This is a genomic window from Mycobacterium palustre, assembly GCF_002101785.1.
GTDB lineage: Bacteria > Actinomycetota > Actinomycetes > Mycobacteriales > Mycobacteriaceae > Mycobacterium > Mycobacterium palustre.
This window is the reverse complement of sequence record NZ_LQPJ01000136.1, coordinates 133976-152598: the sequence shown is the minus strand read 5'-3', so window position 1 is coordinate 152598 and position 18623 is coordinate 133976. Positions and strand designations below refer to the sequence as shown.

Below are 18623 nucleotides of genomic sequence, written 5' to 3'. Positions count from 1 at the left end.
GTAGTTCATAACAGCACCCCCAGGATCACGAGCATGATGGGCACCGCGACCGTGGCCACCCAAAACCACGCGTAGTCGGCCTTCGTCAGAGCAACGCCCTGGGCGTCGGGTTGGTCAATCGTCGCGCAGCGATTGAGCAGTTCGGGGGGAAGAAGATGTGACATGAAATTCGCTCCTTCTTTTACTTCCAAGCCGGGATGCGGTCAGGCGGCGCTTGGATCGACGACGGGAATAACTTCGTGCCCGATGAGCTCCAAAGCCTTGCAGATGTTTTGGTGGCCGACGCCGTCGATGCGCAAGAGCACCTCGTCGACGCCCATCGCCTCCAAGCGCCGGATCCGTTCGATGAAGTCATCCGGGGTGCCGATCATCACCGACGGGGTGTATTCGCACAGCCAGTCCAGGTCGTCCCGATGCTCGATGAGCTGTTCGATGGTGTCGAGGTAGGTGTAGCCCGGGTTCTTCGACAGCGGGGCGTAGAGATTCAGAATGAACTGGAAATAGTCCATCGCGACACCGCGGGCCACCGATCTCGCTTCGTCACGGTCCTCGGCGCAGTAGGCGGTCGCGACATAGAGGCCGCGGTAGTCGTTGGGTGAGACGACTGCCGAGTGGTCGGTCTCGTCGAATGCGCTCCGGTAGGCGTCGAGGCACTCCTGCAGGTAGTCAAACCCGAAGTAGTTGTCGAAGGTGATGGAGCCGATACCGCGAGTGCCGGCGTTGACGTGCGTTTGGGCGCTGGAGGCCGCGACCGTCACCTTCGGGTGGGGCTTGGTGTACGGCTTGGGCACCACCTCGACCGACGGGATCTGCCAGATGGGCCCGTTGTGTTCGAGCTTCTCGGCGGTCATCGCCTTCATCAGGACGTCCATACCGTCTTCCCATTGGTCGCGGGTCTCGGAGGGATCGACGTCGAAGGCAGCCAGGGTGGTCAGGTTATTCGACCGCGCAGTGCACACCTCAGCGCGTCCGCGCGACACGATGTCGAGGGTGGCCAGCCGCTCGGCCACCAGGATGGGGTGATTCCACTTGAGCATCACCGAAGCCATCGTGCGCAGTTTGATTTTGTTGGTGCGCATCGCGATGGCCGCGTAGAGGACTTCGGGTGCCGCGATCGAGAAGCTGGGCGGGCTGAAGTGCTGCTCGGACGTCCCCCAGGTGGAAAATCCGAGACTGTCAGCCAGCACGACTTCGTCGATCAGCTGGTGGTAGCGCTCGTAGGGGGTGGTGCCCGTCAGGTCGCCTTCTTGCAGTAGTCCTACGCGCATAGTGAATGCTCCTTTAGATCACATTTGCCGGCAGTGAAGAGATTCCTGAATTGGCTAGTGCCCGGGAGCGGTAGCCTCTGGGCATGCCCCCAGCCGATTCGAACCGCGAGGTTGCCCGAACGCTGCAGTCCGGCCTCGGTCCCGCGGACCTTGACGCACTGGATCTGCAGCTGATTGACGAACTGCAAGTCGACGGACGTATCCCCTACACCGAGTTGGCGCGTCGGGTCGACGTGACCGAAAAGACTGTGCGGCGTCGGGTTTCGCGGCTGCTCGAAGAGCGCTACATAACCCTCACCGCCGTCACCGATCCAAGCGCGCTCGGATTCGCCTCCATGGCATTGGCTTTGATCACGTTGGACGGAACACGAACGCCGATCGAAACCGCCGACGAGCTGGCGCTGCTGCCTTCCACCGATTACGTCACGGTGACCACCGGACCATTCGCGGTCCAGGTGGAGCTGGTGTGCACCGACGCCCGCGAGCTGCACGACGTCGCATTCAACGTGATCCGGCGCGTCGCCGGCGTCCGCTCCGTCGAGCTGCTGCCCTACCTGCGACTGCATTACCAGCAAGCCAGGTTCTCCGGCGTGCGTACCGAGAAGGACGGGATCCGGCCACGCCAGCTCGATGAGCTCGACCGCGACATCATCTCCTATCTGGCTGCCGACGGGCGGGCGGCGTTCCGGGATTTCGCTTCCGCACTGGGTGTTTCGGAGACCACGATCCGGTTCCGCTACGCCAGGCTGGTGGAGTCCGGCGCGGTGCGGGTGATGTGCATCGTCAATCCCCTGCGGCTCGGATACCGCGCTACCAGCTGGGTTGCCATCCGGGTGGGCCGGCATGGCCGCGCGCAGGACGTGGGCGAGGCACTGACTCGGCTGACGCCGGTGTCCTATGTGGCGTTGACGGCGGGCCGCTTCGATGTGATAGCCGAAGTCGCCACTGCCAGCGGCGAGAGCCTGCTCGGTGTGCTCGACAACGACATCCGCGGTATCGCTGGTGTGGCGAGCATCGAATCGTGGCTCTACGTCGCCTTGCATTACAAGGCCATTCGCCCCAAGGGCTTCAATGGGTTGCGGCTTCACGAAAGCGACATCCAAATGGTTTGAGTCTGTAGGTATTTGTCGATGCCTTCGGGGCCGCAGTCCTTCCCGAGGCCGGAATTCTTGAATCCGCCGAATGGGGCGGCCGCGTTGTAGTCCGCATAGGTGTTGACCCATACCAATCCCGCCTGCAGACGCTGCGCGACCGCATGCGCCTTGCGCACATCGCTGGTCCACACCCCGCCGGTCAGCCCGTACCGACTGTCGTTGGCCCGCCTGATGACCTCTTCCATCGAGTCGAATGGCTGGACCACGAGCACCGGGCCGAAGATCTCGTCGGTGACCACCGCGTCGCTGTCCCCAGGATCGACCACGGCGGCCGGCTCGAGGAAATAGCCGTTGCCGGGGATGCGCGAACCGCCGAAAGCGACCCGCCCACCCGTGCCGGTCACGGTGTCCAAATATCGCTCAACCTTGTCCCGGTGCGATTCAGACGCCAGGGGACCCATAGTCGACGCCCGATCAAGACCGTGGCCGATAACCAGCGTTCGAGCGTGCCGCTGGACCACCTCGAGGACTTCGTCGACGGCCGGACGTTCAACGAGCAGCCGGGAACCGCTGAAACAAACCTGACCCGAATAGAAGTAGGCCGTCGTGGCGGCCGCCGCAGCGGCCTTGGGGATGTCCGCGTCGGCGAACACGACGTTGGGGTTCTTGCCGCCAAGTTCCAAAGAGACGTGCTTGAGCGCCGCGCCTGCCAGGGCACCGAGATCGCGGCCCACCCGCTCCGAGCCGGTGAACGAGATCTTCGCGACCTGCGGGTGAGAGACGAGGGCGTGGCCGCTGGTGGCGCCGGTTCCCGTGACGACATTGACGGTGCCAGGCGGCAGTCCGGCTTCGATCGCCAGTTCGGCGAGGCGCAGTGTCGATAGCGACGTGAGTTCGGACGGTTTGAGCACCACCGTGTTGCCGGCGGCCAGCGCGGGCGCCATCTTGATCGCGGCCTGGCACAGCGGAAAGTTCCACGGCGTCACGGCGGCGACCACGCCGAGCGGGATGCGACGCGTATATACGTGAGAGTCCGGAGTGTCGACGGGCACCACCGCGCCGGCTAGTTTCGTCGGCCAACCGGCGAAATACCGAAACTGCTCGATCGCCAGGGGCAGGTCAACCGCTTCGACGAAGCTGACCGGCTTACCGCCTTCCAGCGCGTCATATTGCGCGAGTTCGCCGGCGTGGGACTCGATCAGATCGGCAAATCGGTGCAGCGCGGCTTCCCGCTCCCCCGGTAGCAGCCGCCCCCAGCTCGTCTCGAATGCGTCGGCTGCGGAGCCGACGGCCGCATCGACGGTGCGGTCGTCGCTGTCGGCGATGTGTCCGATCTGCGCGCCCGTGGACGGGTCGATGTTGGCCACGACGTCGGCGCCGGGGGGGACGTGCGCCCCGGAGATGTACGCGCCGTGGTCGACCGCGGCGAAGGCGCGCGCGGGCGCGGTCATCAACGTAGCTACGGCATCTGTGACTGCCGTCATAACGGATGCTCCCTTGTGGAGTAGGCGACAAGCCCTGCGGCGTGGCATACACTATGCGTGATAAATCGGCTCGTCAATACTGTATATCGCAAAATCTGCGGCTTAGATGACCGCATTACGCGGAATTAACAATTTCGGTGCAGTCCGCGTAACTCGCCAGGAAGGGGATCGAGCCCATGAAGAGCGCCCTCGCCACCGCAGCGCTTGGACGGCGTCGCCAGGAGCACACTCGCGCCGCCGACCACCTTCGCGACGCATTCGCACGCGGCGGGGCGGGCCTGCTTGTCGACCGACTGGGGGCCGTCCTGGCCTTCCCTGCTGCCACCGCGACCACGGCTCAATTGCACTTCGCGACCCGGCATTCGGCGGGGCTCATCCACGTCGCCATGCCCAGCGCCCGGCTCGACGAGTTGCGCATCCCAGACCAGTCGGTGCTGCCGGCCGAGGACAGCGGATTGAGCTACACCGTCGCCGTCGATGCGGCCACCGGCATCGGCACCGGGATATCCGCATCCGATCGAGCCCGCACGGTCCGGGTGCTGGCCGACCCGCGCAGCGCGGCGCACGACCTCGTCCGTCCCGGTCACATTCTGCCCATTCGGTGCGCCGACGGGGGTTTCGCCGAACGCGACAGAATCTGGGAACTGGCCTGCGACCTGGTCCGCGACAGCGGCCTCGCCCCGGTTGCGGTCGTCTGCAGGTTGACCAACGACGAAGGAGATCTGGTCGACGGGGCGGCGGAGGCTTTCGCGGGTGCGCACCGCCTGCCGGTGTTGCGAGTACTGCCATGACCCGACACCGACCGCTGGCACTACGTGCAAGAGCACGGGTGCGGCCGCAACGCCCGGAAGAGCAGATTGCGGCTCGTCCGGATGTGGCCGCGGCGCAGCAATATTCGGCAAAACGCCTAGGAAGCGGATAAGGGGTGGCCGTGCACAACAAGCTGACAGCGTCGTCACTGCGTGAGGCCTTCGGTCATTTCCCGTCCAAAGTGGTAGCCATCGCCGCCGAGGTGAAAGGAACCCGGGAAGGTCTGGCGGCAAGTACCTTTGTCCCCGTCTCGCTGGACCCGCCGCCGGTGTCGTTCTGCGTGCAGAACACTTCGACGACATGACCCAAGCTCAAGGACCTGCCGATGCTGGGCATCAGCGTGCTCGGCGAGGCCCACGACGAGGCCGCGCGCAAGCTGGCCGCCAAGACCGGCGACCGGTTCGCCAGATTGCAGACGGTTTCCCGCTCCACGGGTGCGGTGTTCATCGAGGGCACCGCCCTCTGGCTGGAAAGCCCGATCGAGCAGCTGATTCCGGCCGGCGATCACACCATCGTGGTGCTGCGGGTCAACGAGGTAACGGTGGACGCCGACGTGGCGCCCATCGTGTTCCATCGGAGCGCTCTTCGCCGGCTCGGCGCGTAAACCCGCCGCCAGTTTCATGATTCAAGGAGGAGGTAGGCGTTGGTCGCTGGCATGCCGATCGGGCCGGGGCCCGACCGGGGGTCCGCTCAGTACACGGGCGGCGCGGTCACCCACAGGGAGGTCGTGGTGCCCGGGCCCGGATTGCGGTAGGAGTGCGGTGATTTGGGATCGAAGGTCAGCGCGTCGCCAGTATGAAGCAGGTGCAGCTGGTCATCGACGCCGACTTCGAGCTGTCCGCTGATGACGACCACGCATTCTTCCTCGGCGCCGTGCGCGTAAGGTTCGCTTCCCGATCCTTCTCCTTCGGCGACGACGGAGTAGATGATCTGCATCGTCTTGGCGCTCTCCGGTGTGAGCAGATAGTCCTCGACCGTACCCGCTGGATGAGCCATGCGTTTGCGTGCTCCGGCGCGTACGACGCCGCCGGTGGATTCCACTCCCACAAACAACGACGACAGGCTTGTGTTCAACGCTTCGGCGATACGACTCAAAGTCGCCATCGAAGGGTTGGCCACACCTCTTTCGACTTGCGAGACAAAGCTTTCCGACACTCCGGCCGCGGCCGCGAGCTCACGCAGCGTGACATTGCGGCGCCGGCGCAATTGCTTGATCCGCCCACCCATACCGCCCGGCTGCGCAGGGCGCGCTTGTTCGACCATGACGACGACCTCCGCATCACAACCTATAGCCCGCTCCCTCCACGAGTTGCCCCGACCGCCATCATGGCCTACATTTCTCCATGCTGAAGTATCACTTCAGTTTCTGTACCTACAGTGGCTACAACTCCGGGAGGTCTAATGCCAGCCAAAGGTCATGTCGAGATCGCCGGTGCCGGCCTTGCCGGTTTGACCGCAGCCGCCGCATTGGCCAGTCGGGGGTGGTCGGTTCGCGTGCACGAGCGGGGTCGGGAGCTACGCGAGATCGGGGCGGGCATCTACCTCTGGGAGAACGCACTTCGAGCCCTCGAAGCGGTGGGCGCCTACGACGAAGTCCTCAGCGGTGGCGAACGCATCAGCAGTCCCGAACTGCGCGATCATCGGCACCGGTTGTTACAGCGGGAATGGTTGCGACACGGTCGACTGATCACCATTCCGCGGCGAGCCCTCCACGCGGCCCTGGTAAACGCCGCTCGCCGCGCCGGCGCGCACATCGAGACGAATTCGCCAGTGGCGGGGGCACATCCGTTCGGTGCCCTCGAGCTGACCGACGGAACGCTGCTGCCCGCCGACGTGGTGATCGGGGCCGACGGTGTGCACTCCCGCGTCCGCGAGAGCCTGGGCCTCACCCGGAAGATCGTGAACCTGGGGGACGGGTGCGGGCGGCACCTGATTCCCCGTACGCCCGAAGATCCCGTCAACGTGGTCATGGAGCAATGGAACGGAGCTCGGCGCATCGGTGTGGTGCCTTCGTCTCCGGAGTGGACCTACGTCTTCCTGTGCGGCCCCGAACGCGACACCGCCTGCACCGAACAACAGCCATTCAATCGCGAGACCTGGATTCGGTCCTTCCCCCACTTTCGATCTCAGCTCGAGCGGATCCCCGACGTGCCCGAGGGCCGGTGGGCCGCGTTCTACGACGTGACGACGACCGGCTGGCGGAAGGGGCGCGCGGTGATCATCGGCGATGCGGCACACGCGATGTCACCGAACATCGGGCAGGCGGCGTGCATGGCGATGGTCAACAGCGTCGCACTCGCACAGGCGCTGGATCGTTACGAACCCGACGACGCTCTCGCGCTGTGGGAGCGCGTGGAGCGACCGGTGACCGCGCGGGTGCAGCGTTACTCGCGACTCTACGGCAGGGTCGGTACGCAATGGCCCGACCGACTGTTGGACCTTCGGTCGGCGCTGATCTGGTCGCTGGGCAAGGCCAGGCCCGTTCAGCGTCGAATTCAGTTCGCGGCTGGCTACTTTCCTGCGCTCGACACCGGGCCCCGGCTCGATGCACTTTCCGGACAGGAAGTTGAGGTGCAATGCCATGAGCTCTGAGCCCGTGCGCGCAGATGCCATCGTCGGCATCGAGACCCGATCCATCGATTGGGTCCCTCTCGACGAGCGCCACGGACGCGCTTGGCACCAGGGCCCCTTCTGGTTCAACGGGGGCTTCATCCTGCCCTCCATGCTCATCGGTTTCATCGGGCCCGGCTTAGGACTGAGCCTGGGCTGGACGCTGTTGGCCGTCGTCACCGGCATGGCGTTCGGCACCACCTTCATGGCGTTGCACGCCAACCAGGGTCCCCGGCTGGGGCTGCCGCAGATGATCCAGTCGCGCGCACAATTCGGCGCTCGGGGAGCCATCTTCCCAATGCTCGTGGCGCTGCTCATCTACATCGGCTACAACGTTTTTCAGTTCATTCTCGCCGGGGAGGCGATCGCGGTAGTCGCCCCGGGACACACGGTCTGGTACGTGGTGTGTGCGGTGCTCTCGACCGTGATCGCCATCGTGGGCCACGACTTGCTGCACACGGTGCAAAGGTGGTCAAGCTATGTGATTTTCGCGGTGTTCACCGTCTTCACCATCGTTGCCAGCATTCACCTGCCGCACACCGGCCAAGCGCATGGGAACTTCACGTTCACCGCGTTTCTCGCCCAGTTCGCCGCCGCCGGCGGTTACCAGATCAGTTACGCGATCTATGTCTCGGACTACTCGAGATACCTGCCCCAGAGCATTTCCGACCGCGGTCTCATCGGATGGACGTTTGTCGGCGGTACGGCCGGCGCGGCGTGGCTGGGTTGCCTTGGCGCTCTGCTGAGCTCGTACATACCGAACGCGGACCCGATCGCGGCTATTCACAGTACCGGCAACGAATGGTTCGCCGGATTCGGTGCCGTGTGCGCTCTGCTCACCCTGCCCCCGCTGATCGGCACCAGTGCGGTCAATGCGTACGGGGCCATGCTCACCGGCGCCACGATTGTCGACGGGATCCGCCATGTGCAACCCGGTAAGCGCTTGCGCATCATCGGCGTCCTCATCGTGGGCGCGGCGGCTCTCGCCCTGGCCGTCTTGATGCCGGCTGACTACCTCGACGCCTTCACCCAATTCATCAACGTGATGGTGTACTGCCTGGTGCCATGGACGGCGGTGAACCTGATGGACTTCTACGTCGTGCGCCGCGGCCACTACAGCATCTCGGACATCCTGGATCCCGCGGGCCGTTACGGGCAGTGGGCGTCGCGGGGCCTGATCGCCTACTTCGCCGGTTTCGCGGCCATGGTCCCGTTCTTCTCCCTGAGCTTCTACCAAGGCCCTGTTACCAGAGCGCTCGGTGGCGCAGACTTGTCATTCGTTGTCGGACTTGTGGTTTCAGGACTGACGTACTATTTCCTGAATGCCCCGGCGCGCAATTCGGCCGCAGCGGAGCCAATACCATCCGCACCCCGTCAAGCGTCGCGCGCGGGAACGCGGCGGGGGTAACGCGCATCAACGATCCGCGCCCCGCGCGATCCACTGCGACGTCAGCGCGAAGTCCGACATGTACCTGGTCGAGCTCCAGCCGCCGTCGACCACGATCGTCTGCCCGTTGATGAAACTGGCGCCCGGCGAGCACAGGAACGCGACGGTGCTCGCGACGTCGTCGACGGTGCCCAGCCGCTGGTGCGGCGTCAGCTCGGTGTTGATCTTGCGGAACCGCTCGTCCTCCAAGCGCTTTTCGACCATCGGGGTTACCGTGACGCCGGGCGCGACGGCGTTGCAGCGGATGCCCGAGGCGCCGTATTGGCAGGCGATGTGGGTGGTCAGCGCGCTCAGCCCGCCCTTGGCCGCGGAGTAGGCGCCGCCGCGCAGCCCGCCGACGACGGCGAACGTCGACGTGATGTTGATGATCGCCGAGCCGGGCCGCATGTGCGGCAGCGCCTCGCGCGCGAGCCGAAACGGCGCCCGCAGCATCAAACCCAGAAAGTAGTCCAGCGTTTCGTCGTCCGTTTCGTGCAGCGGCTTGGGGTTGCCGACGCCGGCGTTGTTGACCAGGAAATCGACGCGGCCCCAGCGGTTTACGGCGCGGTCCACGATGCGTCGCGGCGCATCGTCATCGGTCAGGTCGACGGCCACCGTCGCCACCCGCTCGGGGTCGTCGATAAGGCGTTGCAGCTCGGCCAGCCGGTCCTCGTCGCGGGCGGCGCCCAAAACGGCCATGCCCGCCGCGGCGAGTTTCTTTGCGCATCCCAGGCCGATGCCGCTGCTTGCGCCCGTGACGATTGCGACCTGCATGTCAGCCATCCTCTGTCAAAACCGCTCTGATCCGATGTTTGAGGATCTTGCCCGCGTCGTTCTTGGGCAGGGCATCCCAGAGCACCACCTGTTCGGGCGCCTTGAATTTCGCGACGCCCTTGCTTTCCAGCAGCGCCAGCAGGCTGGCGACGTCGGGCGCTGGTACGTCCGGCCCGCCCGCGGGCACGATCACCGCACACGCCCGCTCTCCGGTGCGGTCGTCGGGCAGCCCGACGACCGCGATTTCGGCGACGCCGGGGTGGTCGGCCAGCAGGTCCTCGACTTCCTTGGCGGAGATGTTCTCGCCGTTGCGGATGATGACGTCCTTGGCCCGGCCGGTCACGACGAGGTACCGGTCCTGGGGGTATTGGACCCAGCGCCCAAGATCCCCGGTGCGGAAGAACCCGTCGGCGTCGAAGGAATCGGCGTCGTCGCCGAAGTGTCGATAGCCCAGCAGCATCTGCGGGCCGCGGACGCAGATCTCGCCGTCGCCGTCGGGGGCGGCCGGGTGGGCGACGAGCTTGATCTCGGCGATCGCGGGCCGTCCGTCGGTGCAGGCGGCGGCGTCGGCTTCGTCCGGCTGGGGTGCGCCGACCGTGGCGACGGGCACCTCCGTGCAGCCGTACACGCGGGTGACGATCGCCCGGTCGAAATACCCGGCGGCGCGCCGGATCAGCGACGGCGCCACCGAGGCCCCGCCGCAGATGAAGACCTTCAGGTCGGGCAGGCGACTGCCGGCGCGTTCGGCCGCGGCCAGCAGTTGTTGCAGAAACGGTGTCGCCCCGGCCATGTGGGTGCACCGTTCGGTGTTCATCAAAGCCACCGCCGTCGACGGATCCCACCGGTCCATGAGGATCGCGGTGGTGCCCAGCAGCAGTGGGCATTCGAACGCGTAGATCGACCCGCCGATGTGGGCGATGGGCGAGGGAACCAGGAAGGTGTCGCCCGGCTCGACGTTCCACTGGTCGCGGACCTGGCAGATCAGGGCGTGCAGCGAATTGTGGCTGTGCAGCACGCCTTTCGGCCGGCCGGTGGTGCCCGACGTGTACAGCACCATCCGCACCGCGTCGGGGTCCAGTGCGGGCAGCTTCGTGGGCCGCGGCCGATCTTCTAGCAGCGCGGGGTACGGCGTGTGTGCGCCGGCCTCGCCGCGCACCACCACCACTTCGGGGGCGCGGCGCACCGCGGCGGTCACCCGGTCGAGCATCGCCGCGTAGTCGTGGCCGCCGAACCGATGCGGGATGAAGATGGCCGCGGTCTCGGCGTCGTCGAGGATGAAGCGCAGGTCGTGGTCGCGCAGCGACGGCAGGATCGGGTTCACCACCATCCCGGCCAGCGTCGCAGCGAGGTAGATGACGGCGGCCTCGTGCCAGTTCGGCAGCATGAACGACACGACGCTGCCGGTGGGCATGCGCGCCAGCAGGGCGTTCGCCAGCCCGGTGGCCTGGGCATCGAGCGTGGCGCAGTCCAGCCGAGTTTCCTTGTCCACCAACACGATTCGCCGCGGTGAGTCCTTCGCGGCCGAGCGCAGCGCGTCGGCCAGCGTGGTGGGGACCCACAACCCGCGCCGGTAGGCGTCGGCCGCGCATGCCGTGTCCATGGCTGCGCTCGGCCTATTCATTCACGCGGCGCATCGTCATCGCATACCGAAAGCTCGACGACAGGTGGGTGTTGACCGTCACCTGCGCGATCTCGCCATCGGAGGTTTTGTAGGTGCGCCGCATCTGCAACGCCGCCGTGCCCGCCGCGACCCCGAGGCCGTCGGCCAGCTGGGGCGGCAGCAGCACCGCGGCGATCTCCTGGCGCAACTCGGCGATGCTCACCCCGAACAGGTCCTCGATCAACGGAAAGATCGGGCCGGTGTGGCGTTGCAGCAGCCGGCCGACCGCGGCGAAATCGCGGTTTATGTAGTACTCCGTTTGGCACAGCGGCACCGACGCGCCCTCGGCCTGCCGATAGCCGCGCACCGAGAGCCACTGCCCGCCGACCTGCAGCCCGGTGCGCGCGGCGAGGTCGTCGTCGATGGCCACCATCTCGTTGGACTCGATGGTCAGCCGCGCGCCGGCCGCGAACGCGAGCAGATCCTCGATCGACATCGTCTCCTGCGCATAGGAACTCGACGCCGGCCGGGGCACCACGCGGGTGCCCGCCCGGGGGCGTGACGCGACGAGGTTGTCCTCGCGCAGCCGGCGCAGCGCTTCGCGGACGGTGTAGCGGCTGACCGCGAATCGCTCGCACAGTTGGTGTTCGGTCGGAAGCTGCGAGCCCACCGGGTACACGCCGTCGACGATCTCCTTGCGCAGCGTGCGCGCGATCTGCAGGTACCGGTGCTCGCTCGAGATGGCCTGAGACATCAATGGCCGTCCCGCGATTGGCGCAATGCCAGGACGCTGCCGTCGCCGTCGGCCGAGACGTAGAGCGTTCCGTCGGACGCGGCGGCGATGCCGGCGAACGGGCCCTGCGGACCCGAAAACGGCGGCATGCCTTTCAGCGGCTTGGGCACCACGCCGGGCGGGGGGCCGACCGGTAATCCGGATGCGATGGTCCGCCGAACCTTGGTGTCCATGTCGAAGGCTATCAACTCCTTGGCGCCGGCGTCGACGATGTAGAGCACCCCGTCGTGCACGCAAACGCCCTGCGGGCGTTGCAGATCGGCGACCACGGTGTCCATCCGCGACCCGCGCAGCTCGACCACCCGCCCGGCGCCGGCCAGCGCCACCAGCCACGCCCCGGCCGCGGCCGCCGCGACGCCGACCGGCTCGCGCAGGCCGGTGGCCAGCACGTCGACGCCGCCCGACCGCACCGACAGCAGCCGCCCGGTGCCCAATTCGGCAACGACGATTCCGGTGGGCCCTACCGCGACGCCGTAGAGCTGGTCGAATCCGTCCGCCAGCACCTCGGTTTCGCACGCGGCCGGGCGGTACCGGCTGACCTGTCCGCCCGAGGTCGTCACGACGAATTCGCCGGGTCCGGTCGACGCGACCCCGCGCAAAAATCCGGGATACCCGGGGCTGAACAACATCCCCACGGTTTGCAAAGACCCGTCGGCCAGCGCGACATAGAAATACGTGCCGTCGGCGACGTAGAGCCGCCCGTCATGGCCGACGGCCAGGTCCAGCGGCCAGTTCAGGCCGCCGGGCAGCGCCGTGCGCGTCGCGCCGTCCGGCGCGATCTCGGTGATCTCGCCGGTGAAGTTGGACACCAGCACCCGGTCGCCGACGAAGGTGCAGTTGTCCAGCCCCGGGCTCAGCTGGGCCAGCAGCCACCGCTCGCCGCCGCGCGGGTCGATGCGCAGCACCTGCCCGCTCGCCACCTGCGTCGAGACCAGGCGGCCCTGCCGGTCGAACTTGACCGAGTCGGGCACACCGAGATCGCGCGCCACGCACTGTGGTTCGCCGCCGTCGGGATCGACGCGCCAAATCTCGTTGGCGCCCATCACCGGGAAATACAGCAGGCCGTCCGGGCCCACTTCCATCGCATTCGGTGACGGCACGTTCTCCAAGATCACCCGCGGCGGCCCACCGGCCAGGTCGAGCTCGAGCAGGCGCCCGCCCTCACGGCATTCGCCGACGAACAGCCGGCCCCGATGGAAGGTGATGCCGTTGGCGGACGGAACGTCGTCGCGCAGCACTCTGGTCCGGCCGGCGGCGTCGCGGACGCTGACCCGGCCGTCCATCACCTCCGTCGCGTACAGGTTGCCGCTCGCGTCGAACGCGACGTCGTCGGGCGCCACGATCTCACCCCCCTTGGGGCTGAACGTGTCCAGGCGCCCGGTACCGGGATCCAGCGCGCTGATCTGACTGCCGGTGACCTGTGCGATGTACACGCGCCCGTCCGGGCCGGTGCGCAGGCCGTTCGCGCCGAACAGGCGGCTGGGAGCGGTGACCCGCTCCAGTCGCCAGCCGGTCGCGACCTCGACCGGGTGCGGTGATGCGTATCGCGATGGCTGCGCCGCGAGCGTCATGGTCTCGCCGAGATCCTTCCGTCGGCCGTCAGGGCTGGACGTTATCAACTCGATCTAGTCCAGACAATAGCCGTTCAAAACCACGCGACCGACCTTGACAGCCCAGTCGCCAAATGGGAATAGTGTTCTCCAATAGATAGAACGTGATAGCTTGTCCGGACAATGGTGCCGGCGGGGAAAGCAGGTCATGGCGGATCTTCTCGGGCTCGGCGGTCGCGTCGTGGTTGTCTCCGGTGCAGGCGGAGGCGGCATTGGCACAACCGTCACCGCGATGGCCGCTCGGGCCGGTGCCACCGTGATCGCGGTGAGCCGATCGAAGGAAAACCTCGACGAACACATCGCGCCGCTCGCGCAACGGGGCCTGGCGGTGCTCCCCGTCGCGGCCGACGCGTCGACCGACGAGGGCATCGCCACCGTGATCGACCACGCGCGGCGCGCCGAGGGGCGCCTCTATGGCCTGGTCAACGTCGCGGGCGGCGCCGAACCCTCGACATGGATGCCGTCGACCCGGGTGACACGCGCCGATTGGCGCAAGATCTTCACGGACAACCTCGAGACGGCGTTTTTCATGAGCCGGGCCGTGGCGGCCGAACTCGTCGCCCGGCAACAACCGGGGTCGATCGTGTCCATCTCCTCGATCAGCGGCATGAACAGCGCGCCGTTTCACATCGCCTACGGGACCGCCAAGGCCGCGATCGCGGCGATGACCCGCACCATGGCGCTGGAGTTGGCGCTCGCGGGGGTTCGGGTGAATGCCGTGGCGCCCGGCGTCACCGAGACGGCGGCCTCGCGCACCTATGTCGACGAGGACCCGGATCGGGATCGGCGGGCGATCGCGATGGGCCGGCGCGGGCGGCCCGAGGAACAGGCCGGCGCCATCCTTTTCTTGCTTTCGGACCTGTCGAGCTACATCACGGGCCAGACGCTGCTGGTCGACGGCGGGCTCGACCTGAAGTGGAGCCATCTGGGCGACGACAACACCCCATTGTTCCTCAAAGACGAATCCTTCCGCGCCGAGATGAGGAGGATGTGATGACGGATCTGGCCCCTGACGTGAATACCGCGGCGCCCGAGGAGCTTTCGAAGCCGATGACGATCGGCGTCGAGGCTTACATCAGCGAACAGTACGCCCGCGCCGAGCGCGACAGGCTGTGGCGCAAAGTCTGGCAACAGGTCGGCCGCGTCGAAGAGCTGCCCGAGGTCGGCAGTTACCTGACCTACGACATCCTCGACGACTCGATCATCGTGGTGCGCACCGGGCACAACGACTTTCGCGCGCACCACAACGTCTGCATGCATCGCGGCCGCCGCCTGATCGACACCCCCGAGGGTGCGAAGAACGCGCGCGGGCGGGCCCGGAAGTCGTTCGTCTGTGGCTTCCACGGCTGGGCCTACGGCCTGGACGGCGCGTGCACGCACATCCGCGAGCAACAGGACTGGCAGGGCGCGTTGACGCCGCAGAACACCAGCCTGCGGCCGGTCAAGGTCGACACGTGGGGCGGTTGGTTGTGGATCAACATGGACCCGGACTGCGAGCCGCTGGCCGACTACCTGTTTCCCGCCGCGAAGATCCTCGAACCGTTCGGCCTGGAGAACATGCGCTACAAGTGGCGCAAGTGGTTGTACTTCGACTGCAACTGGAAGGTCGCGCTGGAGGCCTTCAACGAGACCTATCACGTCTACACCACCCATCCCGAGTTCAACAAGTTCGGCGAGTTCAAGGGCTGGGCCAAGGCGCAGGGCAAGCACAGCAACATCGGCTACGACGCGCCCGACGACATGGCGGCCACCAAGTCCAAGATCCGGCTGGGCACCGGCGACCCGCGAATTTCCACCGCGGAGATGCAGGTGTACACGATGGAGGAGACCAACACCTCCACCACCGAGACGCTGGTGAACGCCGCCAAACGGTTGGTGGACGAACTGCCCGAGGGCACGCCTCCCGACAAGGTGCTCGAGCACTGGCTGTCCTCGGCGCGCCGCGACGACGCGGCCCGCGGCGTGATCTGGCCGACGATTCCGGCCGACATTCTCGGGCAGGCGGGTACGGCCTGGCAGATCTTCCCGAACTTCCAGATCGGCCAGGGCCTGACCGTCGCGCTGTGCTACAGCGCGCGCCCCCATCCCAGCTACGACCCGAACAAGTGCATCTTCGAGGTGTCGGTCTTCGAGTTGTACCCGAAGGGCCAAGAGCCGCAAACCGAATGGGAGTACACACCGGTGGGCGATCCGCGCTGGCTTTCGGTCCTGCCCCAGGACTTCTCCAACATGGCCGCCGTGCAACAGGGCATGAAATCGCTCGGTTTCCCCGGCACCAAACCCAACCCGTACCGCGAGCGCAGCACCGTCAACCTGCACTACCAATTGTCGAAGTACATGGGCACCGGAGAGCCGAAAGACCTTCAATGACGAATTCCGACGGCTGCGGGCCGACCGACGTCCCCGAAGACATCGACATCGAGGCGCTTCGCGAGAAGTATCTGCAAGAGCGCGACAAGCGGTTGCGCCCCGAAGGATCCAAGCAATACCTGGAACTCGCGGGCGATTTCGCCGAGTTCGCCGAGGTCGATCCCCACACGCCGGTGACCCCGCGCGCGCCGATCGCCGAGGACATCGAGGTCGCGGTCCTCGGCGGCGGCATCGCCGGCCTGCTGGCGGGCGTTTACCTGAAGAAGTCCGGCGTCGACGACGTGCACATCATCGAGATGGGCGGCGACGTCGGCGGCGTCTGGTATTGGAACCGCTTTCCCGGAATCCAGTGCGACAACGACGCGTACTGCTACATCCCGCTGCTCGAAGAGCTCGACTTCATGCCCAGCAAGAAGTACGCCGACGGGGCGGAGATCTACGAGCATTGCCGCCGCATCGCCAAGCATTTCGGGCTTTACGACGGCGCGATCTTCTCCACCCAGGTGCGCACGGTGCGCTGGGACGACTCGATCAGCCGCTGGCGGCTGCAGACCAATCGCGGCGACGACATCCGCTCGCGCTTCGTGGTGATGACGCAGGGCTCGTACAACCGGCCGAAGCTGCCCAACATCCCCGGGCTCAAGGACTTCAAGGGTCACGTCTTTCACTCGGCGCGCTGGGACTACGACTACACCGGCGGCGACGCCAGCGGTGGGCTGCACAAGCTCGCCGACAAGCGGGTCGCCCTCGTCGGCACCGGGGCGACGGGTGTCCAGCTGGTTCCCCACCTGGGTCGGGACGCTCAGCACCTCTACGTGTTCCAGCGGACGCCGTCGTCGGTGGACGAGCGCGGGAACGAGCCCACGGATCCGGACTGGGCGAAGTCGTTGCAGCCCGGGTGGCAGGCGGAACGCAAGCGCAATTTCCATCGGTGGTCGCCGTTCGAGGGCGTGGTGTTCGATGCGGCGGACCAGGTTTGCGACTTCTGGACGGAGCTGGGACGCAACATGACCGCCCGGATCGCCGCCAGCGGCGACCCGGCGTCGCTTAGCATCGAGCAGATCATGGCGATTCGCGAGGAGGAAGACTACAAGATCATGGAGCGGCTGCGGCGCCGTATCGCCGACATCGTCAAGGACCCCGAAACCGCCGAAGCGCTCAAGCCGTACTATCGGTTCCTCTGCAAGCGGCCCTGCTCGAGTGACGACTACCTGCCGACCTTCAACAACCCGAATGTCACGCTGGTCGACGTGTCGCAGTCCAAGGGGGTCGAAAGGCTCACGGAGAACGGCATAGTCGCCAACGGCGTCGAGTACGAGGTCGATTGCGTGATCTTCGCGAGCGGCTTCGAGATCTCCACCGAGATCAGCCGCCGCTACGCGATCGAAGCGATCCAGGGCCGCGACGGCCTTTCGCTCTTCGATCACTGGCGCGACAGCTACAAGACGCTGCACGGCATGACCACCCGCGGCTTTCCCAACCAGTTCCACACCGGTTTCCTGCAGGGCGGCGTCTCGGCCAACACCACCGCGATGTTCGAGCAGCAGGCCGAGCACATCGCCTACATCATTTCCGAAGCCATCAAGCGCGGCGCCACCACCGTCGAACCCAGTCAAGAGGCTCAGGACAACTGGGTCGCCACGATCCGGGAACTCGCCGTCGACAACTCGGCATTCGAAGTCACCTGCACGCCCGGCTATTACAACAACGAGGGCGGCGGCGGCGGGGAGGGCATCCGCTCGTTTCTGGGGGAGCCCTACTCGCCCGGTTTCTACGCGTTCGACGACCTGCTGAGGCAATGGCGCGCCGCGGGTGATCTGAACGGCCTGGTGCTCGGAACTTAGATGGCGGAGCTCAGATTCGACGGGCGCGTCGCCGTCATCACCGGAGCCGCCAGGGGACTCGGTCGCTGCTACGCCCTGCTGCTGGCGTCCCGGGGCGCCAACGTGGTCGTCAACGATCCAGGCGGTGACCTCGAGGGCGAGGGCAGCGACGCCGGCCCGGCCGAGGCGGTGGTTCGTGAGATCGCCGCCGCCGGTGGCCAGGCCGTCGCCAGCACCGACTCGGTGGCCACCGCGGAAGGCGGCAAGGCGATCATCGACATGGCGCTCGAAACCTACGGCCGCGTCGACGTTCTCATCCACAACGCCGGGATCGTCCGCCGAGCGCCCCTGAGAAAGATGAGCTACGAGGACTTCGACGCGGTGCTGGATGTGCACCTGCGCGGCGCATTCCATGTGGTGCGGCCCGCGTTCCCGGTCATGTGCGACGCCGGCTACGGCCGCATCGTGTTGACGTCGTCGATCGGCGGACTGTACGGCAACCACGGCGTCGCCAACTATGCGGCCGCCAAGGCCGGCGTGATCGGGCTGGCCAACGTGGCGGCCCTCGAGGGCGCCGCCGACGGCGTGGCCTGCAACGTGATCGTGCCGGCCGCGGTGACGCGGATGGCCGCCGGGATCGACACCTCGGCCTACCCCCCGATGGACCCGGAACTGGTTGCGCCCGTGGTGGGTTGGCTCTCGCACGAAACCTGTTCGGTGACCGGCGAGGTGTTCATCGCGCTCGCGGGCCGGGTGGCCCGGGCGGTCGTCGCCGAAGGCCCCGGCGTGCATCGGCCGGTGTGGACGGTCGAGGGCGTCGGCGAGCACCTCGACGCGATTCGAAACGTCGACGCTCCGCTGGTGTTCCCGGTGGTACCCGACGGTCACGGCGAGCACCTCCGCTACAGCTTCGAACTCGCGCACCGTTCCAACGACCGGGGCGTACTCCATGGCTAGCCGG

Annotated in this window: 16 protein-coding genes and 1 pseudogene; 9 read left to right on the top strand and 8 right to left on the bottom strand. The window is 66.6% G+C overall.

Annotated features, from left to right (window positions below):
- Nucleotides 1–5 precede the first annotated feature (5 nt).
- Both AWC19_RS29745 and AWC19_RS23895 read right to left on the bottom strand, forming a co-directional pair.
- Nucleotides 6–164, bottom strand: coding sequence for a hypothetical protein (locus AWC19_RS29745; protein WP_158090932.1), 159 nt, complete (start codon nucleotides 162–164; stop codon nucleotides 6–8).
- Between the two features lie 39 nt (nucleotides 165–203).
- Complete coding sequence (locus AWC19_RS23895) at nucleotides 204–1268, bottom strand: LLM class flavin-dependent oxidoreductase (RefSeq protein WP_085080559.1); 1065 nt, start codon at nucleotides 1266–1268, stop codon at nucleotides 204–206.
- An 83-nt stretch (nucleotides 1269–1351) separates the two neighbouring features.
- Here AWC19_RS23895 and AWC19_RS23890 point away from each other — a divergent pair, with 83 nt between their 5' ends.
- On the top strand, nucleotides 1352–2380 hold the full coding sequence (locus AWC19_RS23890) for an Lrp/AsnC family transcriptional regulator (protein ID WP_085080558.1): 1029 nt from the start codon (nucleotides 1352–1354) through the stop codon (nucleotides 2378–2380).
- Here the strand turns inward: AWC19_RS23890 and AWC19_RS23885 are convergent.
- Nucleotides 2353–3813, bottom strand: coding sequence for an aldehyde dehydrogenase family protein (locus AWC19_RS23885; RefSeq protein ID WP_085080557.1), 1461 nt, complete (start codon nucleotides 3811–3813; stop codon nucleotides 2353–2355). The two genes, AWC19_RS23890 and AWC19_RS23885, sit on opposite strands and share 28 nt — an antisense overlap.
- Nucleotides 3814–4022: 209 nt before the next feature.
- Here AWC19_RS23885 and AWC19_RS23880 point away from each other — a divergent pair, with 209 nt between their 5' ends.
- Together AWC19_RS23880 and AWC19_RS23875 are read left to right on the top strand one after the other, a co-directional pair.
- Nucleotides 4023–4637, top strand: a complete 615-nt coding sequence (locus AWC19_RS23880) for a 3,4-dihydroxy-2-butanone-4-phosphate synthase (protein ID WP_085080556.1) — start codon at nucleotides 4023–4025, stop codon at nucleotides 4635–4637.
- Nucleotides 4638–4771: 134 nt separating this feature from the next.
- Nucleotides 4772–5260 (top strand): annotated as a pseudogene (locus AWC19_RS23875) (flavin reductase family protein).
- Nucleotides 5261–5346: 86 nt separating this feature from the next.
- Here AWC19_RS23875 and AWC19_RS23870 read toward each other — a convergent pair.
- Nucleotides 5347–5919 (bottom strand): helix-turn-helix domain-containing protein, encoded by a 573-nt coding sequence (locus tag AWC19_RS23870; protein WP_085080555.1) that lies wholly within the window; start codon nucleotides 5917–5919, stop codon nucleotides 5347–5349.
- Nucleotides 5920–6057: 138 nt separating this feature from the next.
- Between AWC19_RS23870 and AWC19_RS23865 the strand changes: the two genes are divergently transcribed.
- Together AWC19_RS23865 and AWC19_RS23860 are read left to right on the top strand one after the other, a co-directional pair.
- On the top strand, nucleotides 6058–7248 hold the full coding sequence (locus AWC19_RS23865; protein ID WP_085080554.1) for an FAD-dependent monooxygenase: 1191 nt from the start codon (nucleotides 6058–6060) through the stop codon (nucleotides 7246–7248).
- Complete coding sequence (locus tag AWC19_RS23860; RefSeq protein WP_085080553.1) at nucleotides 7238–8674, top strand: purine-cytosine permease family protein; 1437 nt, start codon at nucleotides 7238–7240, stop codon at nucleotides 8672–8674. Before AWC19_RS23865 ends, AWC19_RS23860 begins: the two co-directional genes overlap by 11 nt.
- Before the next feature lie 6 nt (nucleotides 8675–8680).
- On the opposite strand, the gene AWC19_RS23855 is transcribed toward AWC19_RS23860, so the two are convergent.
- The 4 genes from AWC19_RS23855 to AWC19_RS23840 are packed head-to-tail and all read right to left on the bottom strand — an operon-like array spanning nucleotide 8681 to nucleotide 13430.
- Nucleotides 8681–9475 (bottom strand): SDR family NAD(P)-dependent oxidoreductase, encoded by a 795-nt coding sequence (locus AWC19_RS23855; RefSeq protein ID WP_211284985.1) that lies wholly within the window; start codon nucleotides 9473–9475, stop codon nucleotides 8681–8683.
- A complete protein-coding gene (locus AWC19_RS23850; protein ID WP_142281378.1) occupies nucleotides 9468–11066 on the bottom strand; it encodes an AMP-binding protein in 1599 nt (532 codons plus the stop codon). Before AWC19_RS23850 ends, AWC19_RS23855 begins: the two co-directional genes overlap by 8 nt.
- Before the next feature lie 13 nt (nucleotides 11067–11079).
- Nucleotides 11080–11820: a GntR family transcriptional regulator gene (locus AWC19_RS23845; RefSeq protein WP_085080550.1), complete on the bottom strand. Its 741-nt coding sequence runs from the start codon at nucleotides 11818–11820 to the stop codon at nucleotides 11080–11082.
- Complete coding sequence (locus tag AWC19_RS23840; protein ID WP_085080549.1) at nucleotides 11820–13430, bottom strand: SMP-30/gluconolactonase/LRE family protein; 1611 nt, start codon at nucleotides 13428–13430, stop codon at nucleotides 11820–11822. The genes AWC19_RS23845 and AWC19_RS23840 overlap by 1 nt, the downstream gene beginning before the upstream one ends.
- Nucleotides 13431–13617: 187 nt before the next feature.
- Between AWC19_RS23840 and AWC19_RS23835 the strand changes: the two genes are divergently transcribed.
- From AWC19_RS23835 to AWC19_RS23820, 4 genes are read left to right on the top strand one after another with little or no spacing between them, the layout of a single operon-like run.
- Nucleotides 13618–14463 carry an SDR family NAD(P)-dependent oxidoreductase gene (locus AWC19_RS23835; RefSeq protein ID WP_085080548.1) on the top strand — a complete coding sequence of 282 codons (846 nt, stop codon included), beginning with the start codon at nucleotides 13618–13620 and terminating at the stop codon, nucleotides 14461–14463.
- Nucleotides 14463–15839: an aromatic ring-hydroxylating oxygenase subunit alpha gene (locus tag AWC19_RS23830; protein ID WP_085080547.1), complete on the top strand. Its 1377-nt coding sequence runs from the start codon at nucleotides 14463–14465 to the stop codon at nucleotides 15837–15839. The genes AWC19_RS23835 and AWC19_RS23830 overlap by 1 nt, the downstream gene beginning before the upstream one ends.
- Nucleotides 15836–17683, top strand: coding sequence for a flavin-containing monooxygenase (locus tag AWC19_RS23825; RefSeq protein ID WP_085080546.1), 1848 nt, complete (start codon nucleotides 15836–15838; stop codon nucleotides 17681–17683). The genes AWC19_RS23830 and AWC19_RS23825 overlap by 4 nt, the downstream gene beginning before the upstream one ends.
- Nucleotides 17684–18619 (top strand): SDR family NAD(P)-dependent oxidoreductase, encoded by a 936-nt coding sequence (locus AWC19_RS23820; protein ID WP_085080545.1) that lies wholly within the window; start codon nucleotides 17684–17686, stop codon nucleotides 18617–18619. It abuts the gene before it with no gap.
- Nucleotides 18620–18623: the final 4 nt, after the last annotated feature.